Origin of the sequence: Nonomuraea pusilla (genome assembly GCF_900109355.1) — a bacterium.
Lineage (GTDB): Bacteria > Actinomycetota > Actinomycetes > Streptosporangiales > Streptosporangiaceae > Nonomuraea > Nonomuraea pusilla.
In genome coordinates this window covers 530516-550684 of record NZ_FOBF01000002.1, presented here as the reverse complement: position 1 = coordinate 550684, position 20169 = coordinate 530516, and the positions used below count along the sequence as shown (strand labels likewise).

Sequence of the window (20169 nt, the reverse complement as noted above, 5' to 3'; positions counted from 1 at the left end):
TCTGGCGTACTCCGGCCGTACCCGCACAAGGGATCGGTGATGAAGGTGGGAAGTACGGACACGTGAGCTTCTGCTGGTCGATGGCGGAGCGAGGAGGCGGGGACGCGCCGCCACGCCGCTGCCGGAGGGCAGAGCGTGGCGGCGCAGTCTCCTACTCGGTCTGCGGCCGCATCTCCGTGGTGGCCGGGGAGCGGCTGACGACCACGGCACCGACGGCCAGCCCGGCGATGGCGAGGACCGCGGCGATCAGGAACGGGTCTCCGGCGTGCACGGCGGGGGCGAACCCGATGCCCATGTAGACCGCTACGCCGCCGGCCCCGCCGAGCTGGTCGGCTGCTCGCTGGACGCCGGAGGCGATCCCGGCGTCCTCGTCGGTCGTTCCGCTGACCGCGATGTACTGCAGCCCCACCAGTCCGAAGCCCATCCCTGCGGCGATCAGCAGCATCGCCGGAAGCAGCCACGCCGCCCCAGCCCCCAGGGCTGCCACGAGCGCGATCACCGTCATCGCGCCCGCAGCGGCTCCGAGACCTGCCAGCACGCACGCGCGTGCTCCCCAACGGCCCAGCTGCCGCGGCACGAGAACCGAGGCCGCGATCAGCGCAACAGCCAACGGCAGCATCGTGAGCCCGGCTCCCAGCGGACCGATCCCGAGACGGTCCTGCAGGTAGAACGTGAACAGCAGGAATGAGGTCGACAACGCCCCGCTGAGCAGCATCGTTGTCAGGTTCGCCCGCACCCGGGCACGGTCGGCGAAGAAGGCCAGCGGCACCAGCGGGTTCGAGGACCGCGACTCGACCCGCACGAACCCGGCGGCGGCCAGTACCGCACCGGCCAGCGCCGCCAGGCTCACCCACGGGCTCGTCTCGGGTTCGCCTGCTTCGACCGCGGCGTAGGTGAACAGCAGCGGACACGCCGTCAGCAGGAGCGCGCCCGGCAGGTCCAGCCGGTCCCGTTCACGGGAAGCGGGACGGCCGCCCGGGACGAGCGCGAGCGCGGCCACGATCGCGAGCAGGATGAACGGCACCGAGATCAGGAAGGTCCAGCGCCAGCCCAGATGGGCGGTGATGACTCCGGAGAGGGCGAATCCCAGCACCAGCCCACAGCTGGCGACCGCGGCCCACACGCTCAGGGCCCGCGACCGGCGTGGCCCCTCGGGGAACATCAGCACGACGGTGGCCATCGCCGCCGGCAGTGCGATGGCCTCGCCGGCTCCCTGGAAGAGGCGCGCCGCCACCAGGACCGCGAACGAGGGGGCCAGTCCTGCCAGCAGCGATGCCGCACCGAACAGGGTCGTGCCGACCAGTAGCGTGCGGCGGCGGCCCAGCAGGTCGCCGAGGCGACCGCCGAGCATCAGCAGCCCGCCGCCGGTGATGGTGTAGCCGACCACTACCCAGGTCAGCGAGTGGCCGTCGACGCCGAGATCCGCGCCGATCGTGGGCAGCGCGATGTTGACCACGGTCACGTCGACCGCGATGAAGAACTGCAGCATGGACATCGCGCACAGTACGAGCCATGCGCGTGTGGGAGACGGGCTTCGCCCGCGGGAAGAAGCAATGCCTGAAAGCATCGAGTGCTCCGTCGCTCTGAAGAGTTTCCGAGCAGCACAGAGGGCCGCTCCGGACTGATCACGAAGCGGCTGGACGTTCCAGGATGGGTGGTGTTGAGAGTCGGACGTCCCGCCGCTAGCGGGACGTCCTGGTCACTGCCGCACAAGCGGCCGAGCACGATGCGCCTGACATGCCGATCAGACTAGCAGCGGCGCTCATCACCCCGGGGCGCGTCAGGAGCACCTATCCGCGCAACCTCTTAAAGCTCTCTAAGGGCACAGCGCAGAGGTCAGCAGGGCCATGGCCGCCTGATGAGGGTCGCCGGAGAACGGGGTGATCGACAATGCGACCTGTCGCGAACCATCCGCTGAGTTGAACGCCACCGTGAGGTAGCCCGGGGCGCCGCCGCCGTGGCCGAACGCAGTGCCGCAGGGAAGAGGCGCCAGCTCCAGCCCCAGCCCATACCCCCCGGTGGTGCCGGGATCCTTCATCTCCTTCAGCAGATCAGGGCGGAGCAGCTTGCCCTGGAACAGGGCGCGGTAGAACCGGTTGATGTCCCCGGTGGTGGAGATGATCTCGCCCGCCGCACCGGCCATCGTGGGATTGAACCGTGTGACGTCAACGGGGACGACCTTGCCACCCCTGGTGACCGGCACATATGCGTGGGCGTGCGGGCCGTACACCTCCGGCGAGGCTCCCGGCAGGCGGGTGTGCCGCAGGCCGAGCGGCCGCAGGATCCGCTCCCTGATCTCTGTCGCGTACGGCCTACCGGTGACCCTCTCGATCAGCATGCCGAGCACGATGTAGTTGGTGTTGGAGTACTTGTACGCGGACCCGGGTGGGAAGTCGCGCGGCAGCTTTTCCGCTCTTTCCACCAGTTCGCGTGCCGACCAGGTGCGGTAGCGCTCCTTGGGGATGCCCGCCTCGTCCATCATGCCCGTCGAGTACTCGGGAAGGCCGCTGGTGTTCTGGAGGAGGTGCCTGATCGTGATGTCGGCGCCCCCGTCCACGAGCTCCGGCAGCCACTGCTCCACACTGTCGGACAGGTGCAGCTTTCCCTCTCCCACCAGTTGAAGCACCACGGTCGCCGTGAACGACTTCGTCACGCTCCCGGCCCGGAAGCGCCCGTCCACCGGGGCCGGCTGGGCATTGTTCATCTTCGCCTTGCCGCTGGCGGCTCGCCAGGTCTTGTCCCCGTCGCGAACCTCGGCGATCGCGGCGACCGCACCGCCTGCGACGATCTTGTCCAGCAGCGCCTGCAAACCCGGCCGACCGCTCGGGCTCGCGTCTGCCGCCGCGGTGGCGGTCACGGCAGGCGTTGCCAGCAGCGACACGGTCAAGCACGCCACGACGGCCGCGCTGGTGCGTCTTCCCTTCACGTTGCTCCTCCGATTCACGGAGTCCGGCTCTCGGCCTCCGCCGTATCAAGATCCGGTACGAGAGGTCGGTGCGGCATCGGAGTCGTCCCCTAGGGAAACCCTGATTCCACACCGACGATCTCCGACTTGGGAAGGACGCCTGGCTGGCCTTCTGGCCAACCTCGGCCTTTTGGGCACTCGACGACTTCCACAACCCGCTGATGGCCCTGGGTCTCACGATGTGAGAACTCCTTCAGCCCTGGGTGATCTCGGGGTCGTCGCCGCAGAGCTCGCAGGCGCGGATGTGGCCGGCCATCGCGGCGACCTCGGGGCCGAGGAACAGCGGCGCGGTCGTTGGCGGTACGGACTGTTCAAGCGGGTCAGGGCGGTGCACGACCAACAGTGTCGAGTCAGCTTTTCGGCCCGGACATTGGCGGACAGTCCGGCGCGATAACACGATCTTCAGTGTTTCCACACAGGTCGTGGTGACCATCCGCACCACGATCCAGCTCACCGTCAATGGCTGTCCCCGCGTTCCTCGCCCCCGGATGCCCAAGCGCGACATCACCTCCAGTCGGAGCCGAAAGGGCAGAAAGCACATCAGGGAACGAAGCGGTATCTAATGATCGCCGCACCGGGCCGCTCACCGCCCCAGCGACTCCGACGAGTCCTCAGCAGGCCGCTGACCAGCCCGGAAGACGCTTAACGATCACGTATTGCGGCTTTTGGGCTCACCTTGGCTGGACCCCTTCCACAGCAACCACAGCCCCGCCTGCCACGGGCACGGCATCACCGCCCTCGGTGAGCCGTCCTCGGCGCCGCCTCGCTGCTGATCAGCCTGCAACGCCACCTCGGCCACGCCCCGGACCCGGATCGCGGCCCTCCTGCCACCGGGTCAGGGCCTCAGGAGAGACGCGGGGCGTAGCGCGCCAGAGAGGTGATCGAGGTGTGGCCGGAGTAGGCCGGCAGCGTGGAGGTTCGCGCCGTCTTCGGCGGCGTGGGTGAGCACGCTGCTGGTGCGGCGTCCACGGCCCGCCGGGCAGGCGGTGCGCCAGACGATGAGGTCGACGGTGCCGCCCCTGCGCCGGACCCGGGCGCGGCGGTTGCGCAGGTCCAGGTCGGTGACGTCGAGGGCCAGGACCTCCTGGGCGCGGGCGGCGCTCTCGTACGGCGGCCGGTACAGGGTGCGCTCGCGCAGGGCAGGGCGCGGCAGGGTGAGCAGTTGCTCGACCTCGGCGGGGGACAGGGCGGGGGTGCGGTCGGGGGAGCGGGCACGGCGGATGCGGCGCAGCGGATCGCCGAGCTCGGCCAGCGGGGCCTGCTCGCCGAACTCGGCGGTCAGGGCGCGCAGCGCGATGTGATCATCGCTACCGCCGATTTCTGCACTCGGGCTCCTCGCAGGCCGATCTGACCTCGCAGCCGGCGGGACACCTGCTGACGGCGAAGGCGACGCTGCGGGTCCAGGGCAGGGCCGGTTCATCGAGCGGCGTCAGTCACCCGCCAGTCCTTTGACGATCAAGTTGAGGCCGTGGGTGAAGTGGCCGACGAAGTCGGTGCTGGTCAGCGTGGCCTCGGCGGCTGCCAGGTGGGGGTAGACATCCGGGTCGAGGGCCGCGTGCAGGAGCGTCAGCGTGGCGGGCAAGTCGGACTCGGCGAGAGCCTGGGCGGCCTGTTCCTCCAGCGTGTGGCCGATGACGAAGTGGACGATGGTGAGTGCCGTACGGGTGGCCGCCTCAGGGCTCAGGCATGTCTCACGCAGCACGCCCACGAGGGTGTCGGTGTAGCTCAGCGTGTTGGGGCCGACGGAGTGGGTGCCCGCGTAGACGCGTGCGCCGTCGCGGTGACGCAGCAACGCCGTACGCAGCCGCCCGGCCAGTTCGGTGATCTGTTCGCGCCAGGTGAGCCCGTCGGGCAGCGGGCCGGCGCAGCCCGCGAGCATCTCCTCGGCCATGGCGGCGAGCAGCGTCTGCTTGGTGGCGAAGTGCCGGTAGAGCGTGCCCACCTGGACGTCGAGGGCCGCGGCCAGGCGGCGCATGGTCAGCGAGTCGAGCCCGTCCTCGTCCACCAGGCGCAGGGCGGTGGCGACCGCCTCCGGCACGGCCATCTTGCGGGGGCGGCCTCGGGAGCGCTGGGCGGACGGGGAGGTTGACGTGGGTCCCATGCCCAGTGATACTAGTCACCTCGATTTTATGAACGATGTTCATTTAATAGGAGGGACACGAACCGTGCACACCGACGTGATCGTGGTGGGAGCCGGCCCCACCGGGCTGCTGCTGGCCGCGGAGCTGGCACTGGCGGGCGTGGGGGTCCGCGTGCTCGAACGAAACGAGGCGCCCACCAGCCAGTCGCGGGCGCTGACGCTGCACCCGCGCAGCATCGAGGTGATGGACCTGCGCGGCATCGCCGACCGTTTCCTGGCGCGCGGCCGCACCCTGCCCGGGTGGCACTTCGCGGGCCTGAACACCCGCCTCGACTTCACCGCCCTGGACACCCGGCACGGCTACACCCTGTTCCTGGAGCAGGCCCGTACCGAGGAACTACTCGACGCCCGCGCCCGCGAGCTGGGCGCCGAGATCGTCCGCGGCTGTCAGGTCACCGCCGTGCGGCAGGAGCCGGACGGCGTCGTCGTCGAGACGGCCCGGGGAGAGACGCTACGCGCCTCGTACGTCGTGGGCTGCGACGGTGGACGCAGTATCGTCCGGCAGGCGGCGGGCATCCCCTTCGACGGCACCGACGAGACGCTGTCCGGCATGCTCGGCGACTTCGCCGTCACCGGTCCGGACGCCGCGCACTCGGCTGCGGCCCACGGCGTGCTGGCCGTGCCGCTGGAGGGCGGGCTGACCCGGTTCGTGGTCATCGATCCCGAACGCATGCGGGTGCCCTCCAACCGGCCCCTGACGTACGAGGAGTTCCGGCAAGCCCTGACGAACATCGCCGGCACGGACTTCGACGTCGCCGAGCCGCACTGGTTGTCGCGGTTCGGGAACGCGACCCGCCTGGCCGGGCGGTACCGGCAGGGCCGGCTGCTGGTGGCGGGCGACGCGGCCCACATCCACTTCCCGGCGGCGGGACAGGGCCTCAACACCGGTCTGCAGGACGCCATGAACCTGGGCTGGAAGCTCGCCGCCCAGGTCAAAGGCTGGGCCCCGGAAGGGCTGCTGGACTCCTACGACGCCGAGCGCCGGCCGGTCGGCGCGGCCGTCACCGCCAACACCGAGGTGCAGACGCTGCTGATGGAACTGACGCTGGTGCCGCGGTACCGCCGGCCGGTCATGGCGCTGCGCGGCATGCTCGACGGCCTCCTGGGCATCGGGGAGGTCAACCGCAACCTGGCCGCGTCGGTCTCGGCGATCGGCACCCACTACGGCGACGGCTCCCCGGCCGGGGCCCGGGTACCCGACCTGCCGATCAGCGTCGCGGAGCGGCCCGGGGTCGAGCGCCTGTACCAATTGCTGCACGGCGGACGATTCCTGCTCGTCCATACGGGGAGGCAGGCTGGCGCGTCCGGCCGGGACGACCGCGTGGAGACGGTCACCGCCACGGCCTGGCAGCCCTCGCCCGACCTGGAGGAGGCCGAGGCGCTACTCGTCCGGCCGGACGGGCACCTCGCCTGGGCGGGGCCGATCGAGGCCGAGCAGCAGGCGCTGCTGAACTGGACTGGAGCGGCGACGGCAGCCCCGTGACGCCTTCCACCTGGGTGTCGCCGATGAACGGAGGGGCATGAGTCGCCGCTTCTAAGATTTCGGTGTGCCAGGCGGTGGGACGGAATGCCTGCCCGCCCGGTGCCACCCGCATCAGAACGGCCAGTGGCGGTAACCCCAGGTGCCGACGACTCGCTACCGCCACTGGCCGTTCGGTTGCTGCTCGCCCCCGGTTCTCCACTGGCGTGTCCCGGAAGAACGACGACGCGAGAGACGCCGACCTCCGGCGGCACGACTGCCCTGGGGCTCAAGACCGTGACAGGTCCGCGGCTACACCCCCCTGGCCCGCATCGATGTCCTCGTCCCGCGCCGATACGGCGGACGAAACTTGCAGGAATCCCGCCTTCTCGCACGTTCGCCGGTTTCGCCCGATGCGCAACGGATCTTATTTTCTGGTTTTGTATTTCCGGAAAATCGAAAATGCTAGGCTGCCGCCGTGACGACGGAGATCAACATCGTGACGGTTTGTAAGCACTGCGGCGCCGCGATCGAGCAGCGGCGTGGGCGGGGGCGGCCCAAGGAGTACTGCCCGGAGAAGAACTGTCAGGCGGCGGCGAAGCGGGAGCGGGAGCTGCGCCGTGCCACCCCGGGGCTGGAAGGGGCGCTCACGAGGGCCGAGCAGCTGTACGAGCGGATGGAGGCCGGCCTGTCGGCCGCGATCGAGCCGCTGGCCAAGGCGCTCGCCGAGGAGCTGAGCCCGGCGGGGGTGGAGGCGAAGCTGAGTGCCGTCCAGGCGGAGGCGCACACCCGCATCGCCATCGCGCGTACGGAACGGGAGCAGGCGTTCGAGCAGGTACGGCTCGCCAGGGAGGCGACCGAGCACGCCCGGAGGCAGGCCGCCGAGATGCGGGAGCGCAAGGAGGAGGCCGAGGCCGAACGCGACACGGCGCTGAGCGACGCCGAGCGGGCACGCGAGCAGGCACTTGCCGCGTTGCGCGAGGCGGCCAGCACCGAACGCCAGGCGTTGCAGGCGGCGGAGGAGGCCGCGCGGCGTGCCGAGCTGGCGGAACGCAGGGCCGAGGAGGCCGCCCAGCAGGCGCGGACGGCCGCGGAGGCACGGGACCAGGCGGTCAGGGAGCTGGCAGAACGGGTCGAACTCGCCGAGGCGCAGATCGCCGCAGCCCGGGAGGAGGCGGAGCGGCGCGTCGCGGAGGCCCGGGCGAAGGCCGAGGAAGAGGTCACCGGGGCGCGGACGGAGGCCGAACGGCAGGTCGCGGAGGCCGGGGCGCGGGCCGACCGGCGGGTGACGGAGGCGGAGGAACGCGCGGCCAGGCAGGTCGCCGAGGCTCAGGACCTGGCGGGGAGGCGCGTGGACGAGGCGAGGAAGGAGGCCGTACAGGCGAGGAAGGAGGCCGAACGGGCGCAGGCGGACAGCGACGCCGCTCGCGAGGAGGCCGCGGGCGCCGTCCGGGAGCGGGAGCGGGCCGAGCGGGAACTCGCGGCGGCACGGGCCCGGGAGGAGGCCGCCGGCCAGGAGCGGGACCGTGCTGTGGAACGCGCCGTGCGGGCGGAGCGGGCCGCCGCGGACGCCGAACGCGACCGGGCGGTCGCCCTCAACGACGCGACCCAGGCCAGAGCGCAGGCCGAGGAACTGGCGGGGAAGCTGGTGGCGGCCCAGGAGGAGGCGTCGGCGGCGCTGGGACGGGAGCGGAAGACGTCCGCGCGCGAGAAGTTACGGGCCGACGCGGCGGTCAAGGAACGCGACCGGCTGCTGGGGGAGCTGCGGCTGGAGCGGATGCGGCTGGAGGACGTCCGCGCGGAGCTGGAGGCGGCCCGGGCTGAAGCCGCGCAGCTGCGGGAACGCGCGGTGGCCGCGGAGCTGCGCGCCTCCAGGGACGGTTGACGCAGGGGGTCCTCACACCATCTGCCTGGCCGGCCTCGGGGGAGATCCGGGGAGGTGGACCGGCCACTCGCCCGAGAACGGAGCCCCTCGATCCCCGGCCGCCGCTGCTCAGCGCGTAGTGCGACAGGTCATGGGCGCAAGGGGGTCTTGAGCGCGCGGGCACGGATGGCCGAGAGCATGACCCGCCGGACGAAACCGCTGCCGAGCCGGATCAGCAGCCAGTACCGCAGGAACGCCTGCCGCGCCTCCGGGCTGGTCGCCTGGATGCGGGTCTCGGTGATGAGGCGGATGCCGCCGTCGCCGGCGTCGTCCAGGAGGAAGCTGAACGTGGCCTTGGCGAAGCCGGGACGGTCGAAGGCGAGGAAGCCGTCGAGGTCGGTGACCGAAGAGACGTTCTCGGCCCGGCCCAGCCGCCACCACTGGCCGATCACGCCGTCCACCACCTCACGGCCCGGGTCCTCGGCGAGCGTGGTGAAGCTCGGCAGATCGAGCTGCGCGTGGCCGTTGCGCAGGCGGGAGGCCAGGTCGCGGATGGCGAACAGCGGCTTGGCGAGGCGGACGTCCGTGGGGTTCGGGTGCTTGATCGCGTGCCAGACCTGATCGCGGGAGGCGGGGATCAGGATCGAGTGGCGTTCGGTGGCGTCGGGGAACGGCATGAGCCGGTCGGTGAGAGGGGGATTGCCCGGCATAGGAAGCCTCCATACGGTTGCGTATGGTCCGACTATACGGTGGCGTATGGAAGGTGGTCGGGTGGGGTGGTCGAATGCGGACGGCTGGGCGGCGCCGGCGCGCCGGCGGCCGTCGCCGGGGGAGCGGGCGACCGGGTGTGCAAGGGGGAGTTTCTGCTGGCAGCTCGCCGAACGGCGGGCCCTGGTCGAGGCCGCATTGAAGCGGTGGGAGGCCGAGACCGAGCCGATCATCGCCGGGCTTGACGCCGTGGCAGGCCCGCCAAGGGAGAGCTCCCAGGCGTGAACGGGTCCTCACGCCCGGCCGCTCACGCCGGCACGGCCAGGCGTCCCGTCCTTCTCAGGACTGGTGGGGGTCCTTGAGGATGATGTCGCTGGCGCGGGCGCGAACCTGGGCGGGAGTGCGGCCGTCATGCTCGGCGGCCAGGAAGTGGTGGCCGATGCTCAGGCAGAAGGCGAGCAGGCTGCGGGCTTCGACCTCGTCGGGGTCGGTACAGAAAGTGCTGATCTGTTCGCGCAGCAGGTCCATGCGCCGGTTGTCCACGCGCCGCAGCCGTTCGGCGACGGCCTCATCGCGGCGGGCCCAGTCCCGCACCGCCAGATCGATCGGCAGCAGCCGCTCGGAGAGCGTGAGCCGGCCGGCCAGCCTGACCTTGGTGCGGGGGTCGCCTCCCTGGCGTTCGACCTGGTCGAGGACCTCGTCGGTGCTTTCGCGCTCCCAGGTGTCGAGCATCGCCTCCAGGAGTGCGGCGCGGTCGGTGAAGTAGCCGTAGAACCCACCCTTGGTCACCCCCAGCGTCTTGGCCAACGCTTCGACTCGGACCGCGTCCACGCCGGCCGCGCCCAGCGTCCGCAACCCCTCCTCGATCCACTTCTCACGCGGGGTGCGCATGGTGCCCATGTGTGGCCTACCTCACCTCTCAGCAGGTTGTACGCCGCCGTATAACAGGTCTAACGTCAGTTATACGATACCGTACAACCAGCAGAGGACACCGTCATGCCATTCGGCTTCGTCGCCTTCCACTACCCCGCGCCCGAGCACGTCGAGGAATTCCTCGGCCGCTGCCACCAGGTCGCCGAGGCGTCGCGGACCCAGCCGGGCTTCCTGTCCGTCGACGTCTGGGCCACCGCAGACGGAGACGCCGTCGTGACCACTGGCGCGTTCGAATCCGAGGAGGCTTTCCGGGCGGCGGCCGGCATCGCCCGCGAACTGGGCGCGACGCCTGACGGCTTGAGCGACCTGGAAGTCAGGCCCCGCCAGGTCCACTTCCTGGTGTCGCGGTGACGGGGCGGCCGGCATGTCACTGAGGATCCCCGTCGCCGAGCACACCGCGCGGCCGTGGCGGATCCACGAGATCGCATCGGACTTCCGCACAGAGGATGTGTGGGCCTTCCGCACGCCCGGCGCCGGCCCGGATGACTTCCCGCTGATGCTGGCCGCGCTACGTTCCCGCACCGCACCGCAGTACCAGACCCGGTCGGTCCGGTTCCTGTTCGCGGTTCGCTGGAGACTGGGCGCGCTGCTCGGCTGGGACGAGCCCGACACCGGCCTCGGCGGGCGAGTCCGTTCCCTGCGCGACCGCCTACCGGATGATCTGCGGCGGACCCCCGGTGTGAAGGATCCCAACATCCCGTTCACACCGGTCTATGAAGTCGCCGATGAATGCGCCCAGGAACTGGCCAACAAGACCGTCCACACCATCTGCCACCTGGGGTGGGTGCCGGTCGGCAACGGCGAGTACGAGCTGCGCATGGCGGCCCTGGTCAAGCCCAACGGCCTGTTCGGCAAGGCCTACATGGCCTTCATCAAGCCGTTCCGCCACCTCATCGTCTACCCGGCCATGACCCGCAGATGGGAGCAGGCCTGGCGCGACCGGCAGGTCCGTCGGGAGTCCTGGGAGGTTCCCGCCGGACACCCCGGCCACCCAGAACGGCGCCGCCAGCGCGAAGACGAGTCAGGAACTCTCTCGGAAGGGGCATGGTTGTGACTTCCTCGTCCGCGCTCGTCGTCGGCGGCGGCATCGGCGGTCTCGCGACCGCTGTCGGGCTGCGCCGTAACGGCTGGCAGGTGACGCTGCTGGAACGTGCGCCGTCGTTCCGGCCACTGGGCTCCGGCATCACCCTGGCGCCCAACGCGGTGCGCGCACTGGACGCGCTCGGGCTGGGCGCGGAGCTCCGTGCCAGGGGAATGGCTCAGGGAGCGGCTGGGCTGCGAGTACCGTCGGGACGCTGGCTCATGCGAGCGAAGGTCGAGGAACTGGAGCACCGCATGGGCGTTCCGGCCTTCGCCCTGCACCGAGCCGATCTCCATGACCTGCTGATCGGCGCGCTCGAAGGCGTCGACGTCCGGCTGGGTCACACGGTCACCGGCCTGCCGGAGACGAACACGCTGGCCTTCGACGGGCCGGAGGGCCCCGGGCGGCTGACCGCCGACCTGGTCGTGGGGGCGGACGGCATCCGCAGCAAGCTGCGCCGGCTGCTGTTCCCCGCTCATCCGGGGCCCGTCTACGCCGGCTACGTCACCTGGCGCGGCATCGTCCCCGCCGACCGCACTCCCGCCCAGATGTCCCAGTCCGTCACCGAGAGCTGGGGGCGCGGACGGCGCTTCGGTGTGATTCCACTCGCTGATGGACGTGTCTATTGGTACGCGACCCAGTCCTGCCCCGAAGGCACCGGCGCGGGCTACACCCTGGCCCAACTGGCGTCCCGGTACGCGAGCTGGCACCGGCCCATCCCCGAACTCCTCGCAGCCACCCCTCACGACGCCCTGATCAGGAATGATGTCCACTTCCTGGTCAACCCTCTGGACTCCTACGTCTCGGGCCGGGTGGCCCTGCTGGGCGACGCGGCGCACGCCCTGACACCCGACCTCGGACAGGGCGCGGCGCAGGCGCTGGAGGACGCCGTCACCTTGGCGGCGTTCCTGAGGCCCTCGGGTGACGTCGAGGAGGGGCTCACGCGGTACGACCGGGCAAGACGGCCACGGGCGCAGCAGGTGGTGCGGGCCTCGGCTCAGGTCGGACGCATCATCCAACTACGCAACCCCGTCGCAGCGGCCGTACGCGACACGCTGGCTTCCCTGCTACCAGCGAGCACCTATCTGAACGCGACCGTCCGAACCCTTGACTGGCGCCCGCCCTGCCCCGCGTGATCAGGCCCACCAAGAGAGCATCCGCTCAGCAGTCAGATCTCGGTCCTGGCACGCGCTGGTGAACATGCCGCAACTCCCCGCTGTCGCTCCACGATGCCGAGGTTCTCCGCGATGTCGTCGAACCGGTGCAGGCCGAGGTGGATGTCCCGCACGATCAGCGGCGTCCACCACTCGCGGACGCGTTCCAAGGACTGCCTTCAATGAAAGGACTCACTTATGCCGTTCGTAGAGCTGTTCGTCCCCAAGGGCTCGCTCGACCAGGAGCACCGCGAGAAGATCGGCGAGCAACTGGTGTCGGAGGTGATGATCGCCGAGGGCGCCCCGGACACCGAGGCGGCGAGGTCCATCTCATGGCTGGTGGTGAACGAGGTCGACGCCTGGTTCGTGGGCGGCCGACGGCTTCCCGCCGGAGAGAAGCCGAAATACGTGGTGCGCGTGGGGGTCCCGGCCGGTTCGATGAACGACGACAAACGCCACGACATCGTACGGCGCGTCACGCGGGTGCTGGCGGACGCCGACGCGGACCCGGGACGGTTCACCCAGGCCACCGCCGCGTGGATCCACATCAACGAGGTCCCGGAGGGCAACTGGGGAGCGGGCGGGAAGATCGTGCGCATTGAGGACATCGTGGCCATGGTGACCACCGGTTAGGCCCCCGGCTCGGACCGCGTGCCGTGCACCGCCGGGCCGGAGGCCGTCAGCGGGGGGAGGCGGAGCGCAGCGCCAGGGCGTAGACGCCGCGCAGGTCCTCGGCCGGCACGGGCGGGACGACCTGCTGCGCGCCGACGAGGATCAGGTAGAGGAGCATGGCCATGGCCTCGGCCTCGTCCGGCCTGCCGCCGAGTTCCAGCCACAGGGCGCGCAGGTAGTCGATGCGCGTGCGGTCGACGCGTTCCTGGAACGCGCGGACGTCGTCGTCCTGGCGGGCCCAGGCGCGGACGGCCGCCTCCAGGTCTCGGCTGGCCGTGTGGGCCTCCAGCACCAGGTCGAGGAGGCGCTGGATCTTGTCGTGTCCGTCCGCGCCGGCGGCCTCGGCGCCGTCGATGAGGCGGCCGGTGTGCTCGGCCTCGATGTGCGCGAGCAGGTCGGACTTGTAGCCGCGGATGCCCTTGAAGTGGTGGTAGAAGGAGCCCTTGGTGAGGCCGAGGCCGGCGCACAGCCGCTCGATCGTCAGTGCTCGGATGCCGTCCCGGGTCGCGATGGCGAGCCCGGCCTCCAGCCATTCACGCTTGGACGCCATTCCCATACCGTACCAGACGGTATGCCCCTCCTCCGGGACATACCATAAGGTACGGTATGGTCGGCGGCATGAGAACACGACCATCGGCCGGCAAGGCTGGGGGCACGCTGACCCGCTGGGTTCCCCGACTGATCATCGCCATCGCCCTGGTGCACTTCGTGTGGGCGTTCGCCCAGCCCAACGCCTGGGCCGCCATCGCGAGCGACGGCTTCGTCCGCGCCCTCGTCGACATCGAGCCCGACGACTACTTCGCCCGCGAGGCCAGCGTCTGGTTCCTCGCCGCAGGCGTCGCCCTCCTCGCCCTGGGCACCCTCTCCCGGCATCTCGTCCGTACGACCGGCCGGCTGCCCGCCCAGCTCGGCTGGTACCTGGTGGGCATCGGCGCGCCGCTGTGCGTCCTCTACTTCCCCGTCACGGGCGGCTGGCCGGTCCTGGCCATCGGCGTGCTGGCCCTTCTGGCCGCCCGCGAGCCCGTCAAGGCCGACGAGAGCGCCGGGGCCTGACATGAACCACCTCATCAGGACCGTCCTCGTGCTGACCGCGGCGTCGATGCTGGTCACCGGCGGGTGGGCGCGAATCGACCCGGCCGGGTTCGCCGCCTGGGCCGGCTGGCCGAACCATGTGCACTTCCTGCACGACGCCGGGGTGTTCCAGATCGGCATCGGGCTGATGCTGGTGTGCGCGCTGCGCTGGCGCGACGTCGTCACCCTGGTGCTGGCGGGGTTCGTGTTCACGAACACCTTCCACGCGGTCAACCACGCGACCGACCTCGACCTCGGCGGTCGCGCCTCCGACCCCTGGCTGCTGCTGGCGTTCTCCCTGGTGGGGGCGGCCGGGCTCGCGGCCAGGCTGCGCGTGCTGTCCGCCCGCCGGGCCCGTCAGGAGGTGGAGCCGTGAACGTGCTGCTCGCCGGCGCGACCGGCACCCTCGGCTCGATCCTGGTCCGCCGGCTGCTCGCCGCCGGACACCAGGTGTGCGGCATCACGAGATCCGCCGCCGGCGCCCGGCGGCTCGCCGACGCGGGCGCCGCCCCCGTGGTCGCGGACGTGATGGACCGCGACGCGCTCCTGACCGCGATCGACGGCCTGCGGGCGGACGCGGTCGTGCACCAGGCCACCGCGATCACCGGCCTGCCGCTCTTCCACCGCGCCCTGTACGCCACCGACGCCCTGCGCGAGCGCGGCACCGCGCACCTCGTCGAGGCCGCCGGGCTCGTCGGGGCCCGCAGGTTCCTCACCCAGTCGTTCTTCCTCGGGTACGGCTACCGCGACCACGGCGAGACCCCGGTGACCGAGGACCGTCCCTTCGCGGAACCCGGCCAGGGCGCCTTCGACCCGCACATGCGCTCCATGCGCGCCAACGAGGAGCAGGTCTTCGCGATCGGCGGCATCTCCCTGCGCTACGGCATGTTCTACGGCCCGGAACCGACCACGGCGCACCTGATGGAGATGGCCAGGAAGCGCATGCTTCCCGTCCCCCGCCCGGCGGGCACCGTCTCGCTGATCCACATCGAGGACGCGGCCGCCGCCACCGTCGCGGCGCTGGAACGCGGCACGCCAGGCCGGGCCTACAACATCGCCGACGACCATCCGGTGCGGTTCGACCAGTACGTCAAGGCGCTGGCGAGAGCGGCCGGCGGTCCCGTCCCGCTGACGGTGCCCGGCGGGCTGCTGCGCGTCACGCCGTACCTGCACGCCCTCATGGTGGGCACCCGGCTACGGCTGAGCACCGACCTGGCCAGGAACGAGCTCGGCTGGACGCCCGCCTACCCCTCCTACCGGGAAGGGCTGGCCTGCCCAGGAGGAGATCCCCTGGACAGGCCCGATGGACGTCAGACGCCGAACGGCGCCGGATAGACGATGGTGCCCGAGGGCACCGGGACGCTCTCGTCGAAGACGAGCGCCATCATCGCCTCGTCCGGCACCTCGAAGCCGGGACGGATCCCGTAGGCCGAGGCCCGGGTGAAGCCGAAACGCGGGTAGTAGTCGGCGTGGCCGAGCACGAGGACGAGGTTCTCGCCCTTGTCGCGGGCGGCCCGGAGGCCGGCGCGGATGGCGGCCGAGCCGGCCCCCGTCCTCTGGTGGCGCGGCAGGACGGCGCACGGGCCGAGGGCCAGGGCCGGAGCGTCGCCGACGTGACAGCGCGTGAGCAGCGCGTACCCGGCCACGGTGCCGTCCGCCGTCTGGGCGACGATGGACAGGTCGGGCGACCAGGCCGGATCGACGCGGAGCGCCTCGATGAGGTCGGCCTCCAGCGGCGTGGGGAACGCGCCGAGCGCGACTTCGCGGATCAGCGGGATGTCCTGCGGCGTCTCGGGCCGGGTGATCCAGGTGGACGACATGATGGGTCGCCTTTCGTCAGTGTGGTGGTGTGAAGCTTCGTGGACGGTGCGCGGGCCGGGAGGCATGGTGGCCCCACGGCCCGCGCCGGGGGTCACGACCGGCGCTGCCGGTCCCGGAAGGCGTACGTCTCGCGGAGCGAGCGCGTGATCGTCTTCTTGCGGTCGTCGTGCTGGGCACGCAGGCGCGCGTCGTTGCGTGAGGTCGCCCAGTCGTTCTCGCGCTGGAGTTTGCGATAGCTGGCGAGACGGCGTTCGCTGAGCTCGCCCGAGGCGAGGGCGGCCTGGACGGCGCAGCCTGGCTCTGAGTGGTGGCCGCAGTCGCGGAAACGGCACTGTCCGGCCAGCTCCTCGACGTCGGCGAAGACCTGCCGCAGGCCCTCGTCGGCGTCCAGGAGCCCGATGCCGCGCAACCCGGGGGTGTCGATCAGCACGCCGCCGCCGGGGAGCGGGACCAACTGACGGCGGACCGTCGTGTGGCGGCCCTTGCCGTCCTGCGCGCGGACGTCGCCCGTACGCAGGGTCTCGGTTCCCAGCAGCGCGTTGCCCAGCGTGGACTTGCCCGCCCCGGAGGGGCCGAGCAGGACGACGGTGCCGGTGAGCGCCGCTCTGAGCACGTCGATGCCCTCGCCGGTGGCGGCGCTGGTGGGGACGATCTCCACGCCCGGGGCGAGCTCCGCGACGTCGGTCACCGCCTGCCCGGGATCGGCCGAGCGGTCGGCCTTGGTCAGCGCTATCACCGGCACGGCGCCGCTCTCCCATGCCAGCGCGAGCAGCCGCTCGATCCGGCCGGGATTCAGCTCACCCGCGAGCGGGACGGCGAGGACCGCCGTGTCGACGTTCGCGGCCAGCGCCTGGCCGTGCGAGGAGCGCGACGCCGCCGACCGGACGATGACGCCGCGTCGTGGCAGCACCGCGACCAGCGCGGGGGAGTGGCCGGGGGCCAGGGCCGCCCAGTCGCCGGTGCAGGGAGACGAGATCGGGTCCGCCGCTTCCGGGAGCGACAGGCGGGCCCGGAGCGGGCCGGTTTCGGTGATGACGTCGCAGGCGCCGCGGTCGACGCCGGCCACCCGGGCGGGGATCAGCCCCGCGGAGCGGTGGGAGGCGAAGGACTCTTCGAGCCCTGCGTCCCAGCCGTACGCGGACAGGCCGTCACCGACGGAATGATGGAAGGACAACGGATTGGAACCCTTTGCAGAAAAGAGGCCCTGGCGAATGCGACATGCCGCACCCGCACCGGGGAGGCTCCTGTCGGAAGGTCAGCCAAGGCCCGGGGACGTGAGGATGGACCGAGTGCCGCAGATGGCGGCCATCACCACGACGGTCATTCAACCTCACCTCCCTCTTCGAGTTCCTGTCACCACGAACGTGTCTCCGATCGGAACGTAGCAGCAGAACCCGTTCCCCGCAAGCAGCCGCCCGCCCTCCCTCGGGAGAGGGAGGTGACGGCGGCCGCGCGTTCCTAGCGTGAGCCACATGACCAGAAACATCCGGATATTGGGTGCGCTCCTGTCGATCGCCGTGACCGCCGTGGGGATCTTGTGGTGGACGAGTCCCGCGAGTTACCCGTTCGGCGCGGCCGACCGCGTCAAAGTGTCACTCACACACCTGCTCGAGCACGACGTGACCGGCCCCGTGACCGTGGCCGCGGGAGTCGTGGGCCTGGCGGTGATCTTCGGGCCGGGGCCGCTCGTGCGTGCCGGCGCGGTCGCCGAGCTGCTGTTCTTCGGCGTGGTGCTCTCCGACGCCGGCATCATGTCCCTCTTCGCCTACGGCCTGGCGATCCTGGGACCCGTGGCCATGCTCGGCGTCGTGGTCATGGCGGCCGCGCGAGGGAGAGCGTTCGGCCTGGTGGGCATCGCCGCGCTGGCCGTTCTGGGGGTGGCGGACGCGATCACCGGGTTCGGCGCGCTGAGCCTGGTGGGACGCTACCTGGGCAACATCGCGAGGGACTTCGCCTCCTTCGGTGGACGGCTCGGCTGGACGCTGGCCAACGCCACGGCCTGCGCGGTGTGGGCGGTGATCGCGATGAGGGCGTTCAGGACGGGCGAGCCGCCGCGCTGGATCAGGCCCGAGTCCGCCGGCAGGTGGGGGCGTGTCGCCACGATCGGGGCGGCGCTGTGCCCGCTTCCGTACGCGCTGTACCGGCTGACCTGGCTGACCCCGTGGCCCACCGACTCCGACGCCACCGGGCCGCTCAGGGCCGACACGCGGCTCCAGGGGCTGCTTCTCGCGTTCGCCGCGCTGGCGGGCGCCGTGCTGACCCTCGGGCTGATCAGCAGGTGGGGCGAGGTGTTCCCGCGCTGGGTGCCGATCGTCCACGGGCGTCCCGTCCCGGTACGGCTGCCGGTCATCGCCGGAGGGGCGGTCGCGGGGATCTGCTGCCTGGCCTCGCCGGGGCTCGTGGTCGACTCCGTCCTGCGCGGCCGGCCCGGCGCGCTGCTGCTCTGGCCGTACCCGCTGTGGGGTGCGCTGCTCGCCACGGCCGTCCTGGCCTACTGGCTGCGCCGCCGGGCCGCGTCGGAAGGATCCCGAGGTCCATGTCCTGTGGGAGACGACGTCCGGCCCTGACACGCCTTGGCGGCCCTGGCCGGGGCGCGTGCCGTCGCGTCAGGTGGCGGCGTCGCCCGGCGGGCGTCCCTGGTCCAGCAACGCGTTGACCATCTCCTGCAGCCGGTCGCGCCCGACGGCGCCGAGCGCGCCGGTCAGGGCCTGGGCGAGCTTGTCGAACGGATCGGCCGTCGGCAGCTCCCGCACCTGCTCGGCCAGTTCCGCCACGCTCCACAGCCCGTCCTTCCGGATGTGGCCGCCCAGGGACCAGCCGTGGTTGACGGCGACCGTCCCGCCCCGGACCGAGAGCACCTGGCCGGTGAGCGGGCAGGCCGCGCCGGCCAGGTAGGCGGCCACGGGCGCGCAGGCGGCCGGGTGCAGCGGGTCGAACCGGCCCGCCGGCGGTTCCTCGGTCATGCCGGGGACGGCGAGGGTGAGGCGGGTACGGGCCATCGAGGGCGAGAGGCAGTTGACCCGCACGCCGTACCGGCCGAGTTCGAGGGCGGCCACGATGGTCAGCGCCGCGACCCCGGCGTTGCCCGCCGCGTAGGACGCCTGCGCGGGCAGCGGGTTGAGCAGGCCGGAGCCGGAGGAGGTGTTGACCACGGCACGGTCGGTGCGGGCCCCCGCCTCGTACCGGTCGCGCCAGTGGCGGGCCGCCCAGCGCGTCACCGCGAAGGTGCCCTTGAGCTTGACGGCCACGACGTCGTCGAAGTCCTCCTCCGGCAGGTCGATCAGGCCCCTGTTCCGTTCGATGGTCGCGTTGTTGACCACGACGTGCAGGTCGCCGAAGGACTCCAGGGCCGTCTCCACCATCCTGCGGGCGCCGTCCCAGTCGGCGACGCTGTCGGTGTTGGCCACCGCCTGTCCGCCGCGCGCAGTGATCTCCTCGACGACCTTCGCGGCTACGCCGGCGTCGCCGCCCGTGCCGTCGACGGCGACGCCGGGGTCGTTGACGACGACCTTGGCGCCCTCGGCGGCGAAGAACAACGCCTCCTCACGTCCGATGCCGCGACCTGCTCCGGTGATGAGGACGACGCGCCCGTCCAGACTTCCCATAGATGACCTCCAACTCGCTGCAGTCCGTGTAGCGATTCACAGTATGCATCAATTCAGAAGATGCAATAAGATCTCCCATGTGGCGGAGAAGCAAGGACTGCGCGAGCGCAAGAAGCAGCGCACCCGGCAGGCGCTGATCGAGGCGGCGGTGCGGCTGTTCGAGGACAAGGGCTACGACCAGGTGACCGTGGCCGAGATCGCCGACGCCGCCGAGGTCTCCCCGCGCACCTTCTTCCTCCACTTCCAGACCAAGGAGGACGTGCTGCTGGCCAACGCCGACGTGCGCGTCGACCTGGCGCTGCAGACGATCGCCGAGCGCGGCCCCGGGGAACGGCTGCCCGAGCTGTTGACGCGGGCGATGGAGCAGATGATCGCCGACACCTGGGACCACGACCTGGCCGACGGGCTCGCGGTGCTTCGGGCGCGGCTGGCCGCCTCGGTGCCCGCGCTGCAGGCTCGGCTGCTGCAGCGCTACCTCACCGCGCAGGCCGAGCTGGCCCGGGCCCTGCAGCGGGCGTTCCCCGACAGGCTCGACACGATCACCGCCTCCGCCCTGGTCGGCGCGATGGTGGGCGCGGTCAGCGCGTCCGCGCTGACCGCGCTGCAACGCGGCGACGGCCCCGACGAGGTACGCGACGCCATGCGCCGGGCCCTGGCCCTGGTGGCGCGAGGCGTCGGCTGACCACGCGCCGGCCA

The 20169-nt window shown here is 71.4% G+C and carries 23 protein-coding genes; 11 read left to right on the top strand and 12 right to left on the bottom strand.

Going from position 1 to position 20169, the window contains the following annotated elements; translation table 11 throughout:
• Nucleotides 1-151 precede the first annotated feature (151 nt).
• From BMX74_RS05480 to BMX74_RS05465, 5 genes are all read right to left on the bottom strand, one after another.
• On the bottom strand, nt 152-1495 hold the full coding sequence (locus BMX74_RS05480; RefSeq protein WP_091098723.1) for an MFS transporter: 1344 nt from the start codon (nt 1493-1495) through the stop codon (nt 152-154).
• A 321-nt stretch (nt 1496-1816) separates the two neighbouring features.
• Nucleotides 1817-2881: a serine hydrolase domain-containing protein gene (locus BMX74_RS05475; protein WP_082534986.1), complete on the bottom strand. Its 1065-nt coding sequence runs from the start codon at nt 2879-2881 to the stop codon at nt 1817-1819.
• A gap of 277 nt (nt 2882-3158) precedes the next feature.
• Entirely contained in the window at nt 3159-3419 is a 261-nt protein-coding gene (locus BMX74_RS42855; RefSeq protein WP_143078561.1) for a hypothetical protein, read from the bottom strand.
• A gap of 381 nt (nt 3420-3800) precedes the next feature.
• Nucleotides 3801-4385: a tyrosine-type recombinase/integrase gene (locus BMX74_RS42850; RefSeq protein WP_177227239.1), complete on the bottom strand. Its 585-nt coding sequence runs from the start codon at nt 4383-4385 to the stop codon at nt 3801-3803.
• A gap of 9 nt (nt 4386-4394) precedes the next feature.
• Complete coding sequence (locus tag BMX74_RS05465; RefSeq protein WP_055501896.1) at nt 4395-5066, bottom strand: TetR/AcrR family transcriptional regulator; 672 nt, start codon at nt 5064-5066, stop codon at nt 4395-4397.
• 64 nt (nt 5067-5130) lie between these two features.
• Between BMX74_RS05465 and BMX74_RS05460 the strand changes: the two genes are divergently transcribed.
• Together BMX74_RS05460 and BMX74_RS05455 are read left to right on the top strand one after the other, a co-directional pair.
• Nucleotides 5131-6588, top strand: coding sequence for an FAD-dependent monooxygenase (locus BMX74_RS05460; RefSeq protein ID WP_091098718.1), 1458 nt, complete (start codon nt 5131-5133; stop codon nt 6586-6588).
• A 454-nt stretch (nt 6589-7042) separates the two neighbouring features.
• Entirely contained in the window at nt 7043-8449 is a 1407-nt protein-coding gene (locus tag BMX74_RS05455; protein WP_177227237.1) for a coiled-coil domain-containing protein, read from the top strand.
• Between the two features lie 128 nt (nt 8450-8577).
• On the opposite strand, the gene BMX74_RS05450 is transcribed toward BMX74_RS05455, so the two are convergent.
• Nucleotides 8578-9138 carry a hypothetical protein gene (locus BMX74_RS05450; protein WP_091098716.1) on the bottom strand — a complete coding sequence of 187 codons (561 nt, stop codon included), beginning with the start codon at nt 9136-9138 and terminating at the stop codon, nt 8578-8580.
• A 337-nt stretch (nt 9139-9475) separates the two neighbouring features.
• The gene (locus BMX74_RS05440; RefSeq protein ID WP_091098712.1) at nt 9476-10036 is read right to left on the bottom strand and encodes a TetR/AcrR family transcriptional regulator; all 561 of its coding nucleotides are present in this window, start codon (nt 10034-10036) and stop codon (nt 9476-9478) included.
• 96 nt (nt 10037-10132) lie between these two features.
• Here BMX74_RS05440 and BMX74_RS05435 point away from each other — a divergent pair, with 96 nt between their 5' ends.
• From BMX74_RS05435 to BMX74_RS05425, 3 genes are read left to right on the top strand one after another with little or no spacing between them, the layout of a single operon-like run.
• Nucleotides 10133-10420, top strand: a complete 288-nt coding sequence (locus BMX74_RS05435) for an antibiotic biosynthesis monooxygenase family protein (RefSeq protein ID WP_055501891.1) — start codon at nt 10133-10135, stop codon at nt 10418-10420.
• A gap of 13 nt (nt 10421-10433) precedes the next feature.
• On the top strand, nt 10434-11123 hold the full coding sequence (locus tag BMX74_RS05430) for a DUF2867 domain-containing protein (RefSeq protein ID WP_176573290.1): 690 nt from the start codon (nt 10434-10436) through the stop codon (nt 11121-11123).
• A complete protein-coding gene (locus BMX74_RS05425) occupies nt 11120-12286 on the top strand; it encodes an FAD-dependent monooxygenase (RefSeq protein ID WP_055501890.1) in 1167 nt (388 codons plus the stop codon). Before BMX74_RS05430 ends, BMX74_RS05425 begins: the two co-directional genes overlap by 4 nt.
• A 32-nt stretch (nt 12287-12318) precedes the next feature.
• Here BMX74_RS05425 and BMX74_RS43860 read toward each other — a convergent pair whose 3' ends face one another.
• The gene (locus tag BMX74_RS43860) at nt 12319-12474 is read right to left on the bottom strand and encodes a hypothetical protein (protein ID WP_176573289.1); all 156 of its coding nucleotides are present in this window, start codon (nt 12472-12474) and stop codon (nt 12319-12321) included.
• A gap of 28 nt (nt 12475-12502) precedes the next feature.
• On the opposite strand from BMX74_RS43860, the gene BMX74_RS05415 reads away from it, so the two are divergent.
• Entirely contained in the window at nt 12503-12937 is a 435-nt protein-coding gene (locus BMX74_RS05415; RefSeq protein ID WP_055501889.1) for a tautomerase family protein, read from the top strand.
• Nucleotides 12938-12983: 46 nt separating this feature from the next.
• Here the strand turns inward: BMX74_RS05415 and BMX74_RS05410 are convergent, their stop codons facing one another.
• Nucleotides 12984-13526: a TetR/AcrR family transcriptional regulator gene (locus BMX74_RS05410; protein WP_201784446.1), complete on the bottom strand. Its 543-nt coding sequence runs from the start codon at nt 13524-13526 to the stop codon at nt 12984-12986.
• A gap of 68 nt (nt 13527-13594) precedes the next feature.
• On the opposite strand from BMX74_RS05410, the gene BMX74_RS43855 reads away from it, so the two are divergent.
• Genes BMX74_RS43855 through BMX74_RS05395 form a run of 3 tightly spaced genes read left to right on the top strand, consistent with a single transcriptional unit; the run spans nt 13595 to nt 15382 of the window.
• The gene (locus BMX74_RS43855) at nt 13595-14029 is read left to right on the top strand and encodes a DUF6463 family protein (protein WP_176573288.1); all 435 of its coding nucleotides are present in this window, start codon (nt 13595-13597) and stop codon (nt 14027-14029) included.
• A 1-nt stretch (nt 14030) separates the two neighbouring features.
• Nucleotides 14031-14423 (top strand): hypothetical protein, encoded by a 393-nt coding sequence (locus BMX74_RS05400; protein WP_055501886.1) that lies wholly within the window; start codon nt 14031-14033, stop codon nt 14421-14423.
• Nucleotides 14420-15382, top strand: a complete 963-nt coding sequence (locus tag BMX74_RS05395) for an NAD-dependent epimerase/dehydratase family protein (protein ID WP_063791954.1) — start codon at nt 14420-14422, stop codon at nt 15380-15382. The genes BMX74_RS05400 and BMX74_RS05395 overlap by 4 nt, the downstream gene beginning before the upstream one ends.
• Here BMX74_RS05395 and BMX74_RS05390 read toward each other — a convergent pair.
• Both BMX74_RS05390 and rsgA read right to left on the bottom strand, forming a co-directional pair.
• Complete coding sequence (locus BMX74_RS05390; protein ID WP_055501885.1) at nt 15358-15867, bottom strand: GNAT family N-acetyltransferase; 510 nt, start codon at nt 15865-15867, stop codon at nt 15358-15360. The two genes, BMX74_RS05395 and BMX74_RS05390, sit on opposite strands and share 25 nt — an antisense overlap.
• Nucleotides 15868-15959: 92 nt before the next feature.
• Nucleotides 15960-17042, bottom strand: a complete 1083-nt coding sequence (rsgA, locus tag BMX74_RS05385; protein WP_218153882.1) for a ribosome small subunit-dependent GTPase A — start codon at nt 17040-17042, stop codon at nt 15960-15962.
• 298 nt (nt 17043-17340) lie between these two features.
• Here rsgA and BMX74_RS05380 point away from each other — a divergent pair, with 298 nt between their 5' ends.
• Entirely contained in the window at nt 17341-18435 is a 1095-nt protein-coding gene (locus BMX74_RS05380) for a hypothetical protein (RefSeq protein ID WP_143078560.1), read from the top strand.
• A gap of 39 nt (nt 18436-18474) precedes the next feature.
• Here BMX74_RS05380 and BMX74_RS05375 read toward each other — a convergent pair whose 3' ends face one another.
• Nucleotides 18475-19473, bottom strand: a complete 999-nt coding sequence (locus BMX74_RS05375; RefSeq protein WP_091098708.1) for an SDR family NAD(P)-dependent oxidoreductase — start codon at nt 19471-19473, stop codon at nt 18475-18477.
• Nucleotides 19474-19552: 79 nt separating this feature from the next.
• Between BMX74_RS05375 and BMX74_RS05370 the strand changes: the two genes are divergently transcribed.
• Nucleotides 19553-20155 (top strand): TetR/AcrR family transcriptional regulator, encoded by a 603-nt coding sequence (locus BMX74_RS05370; protein WP_091098706.1) that lies wholly within the window; start codon nt 19553-19555, stop codon nt 20153-20155.
• Nucleotides 20156-20169: the final 14 nt, after the last annotated feature.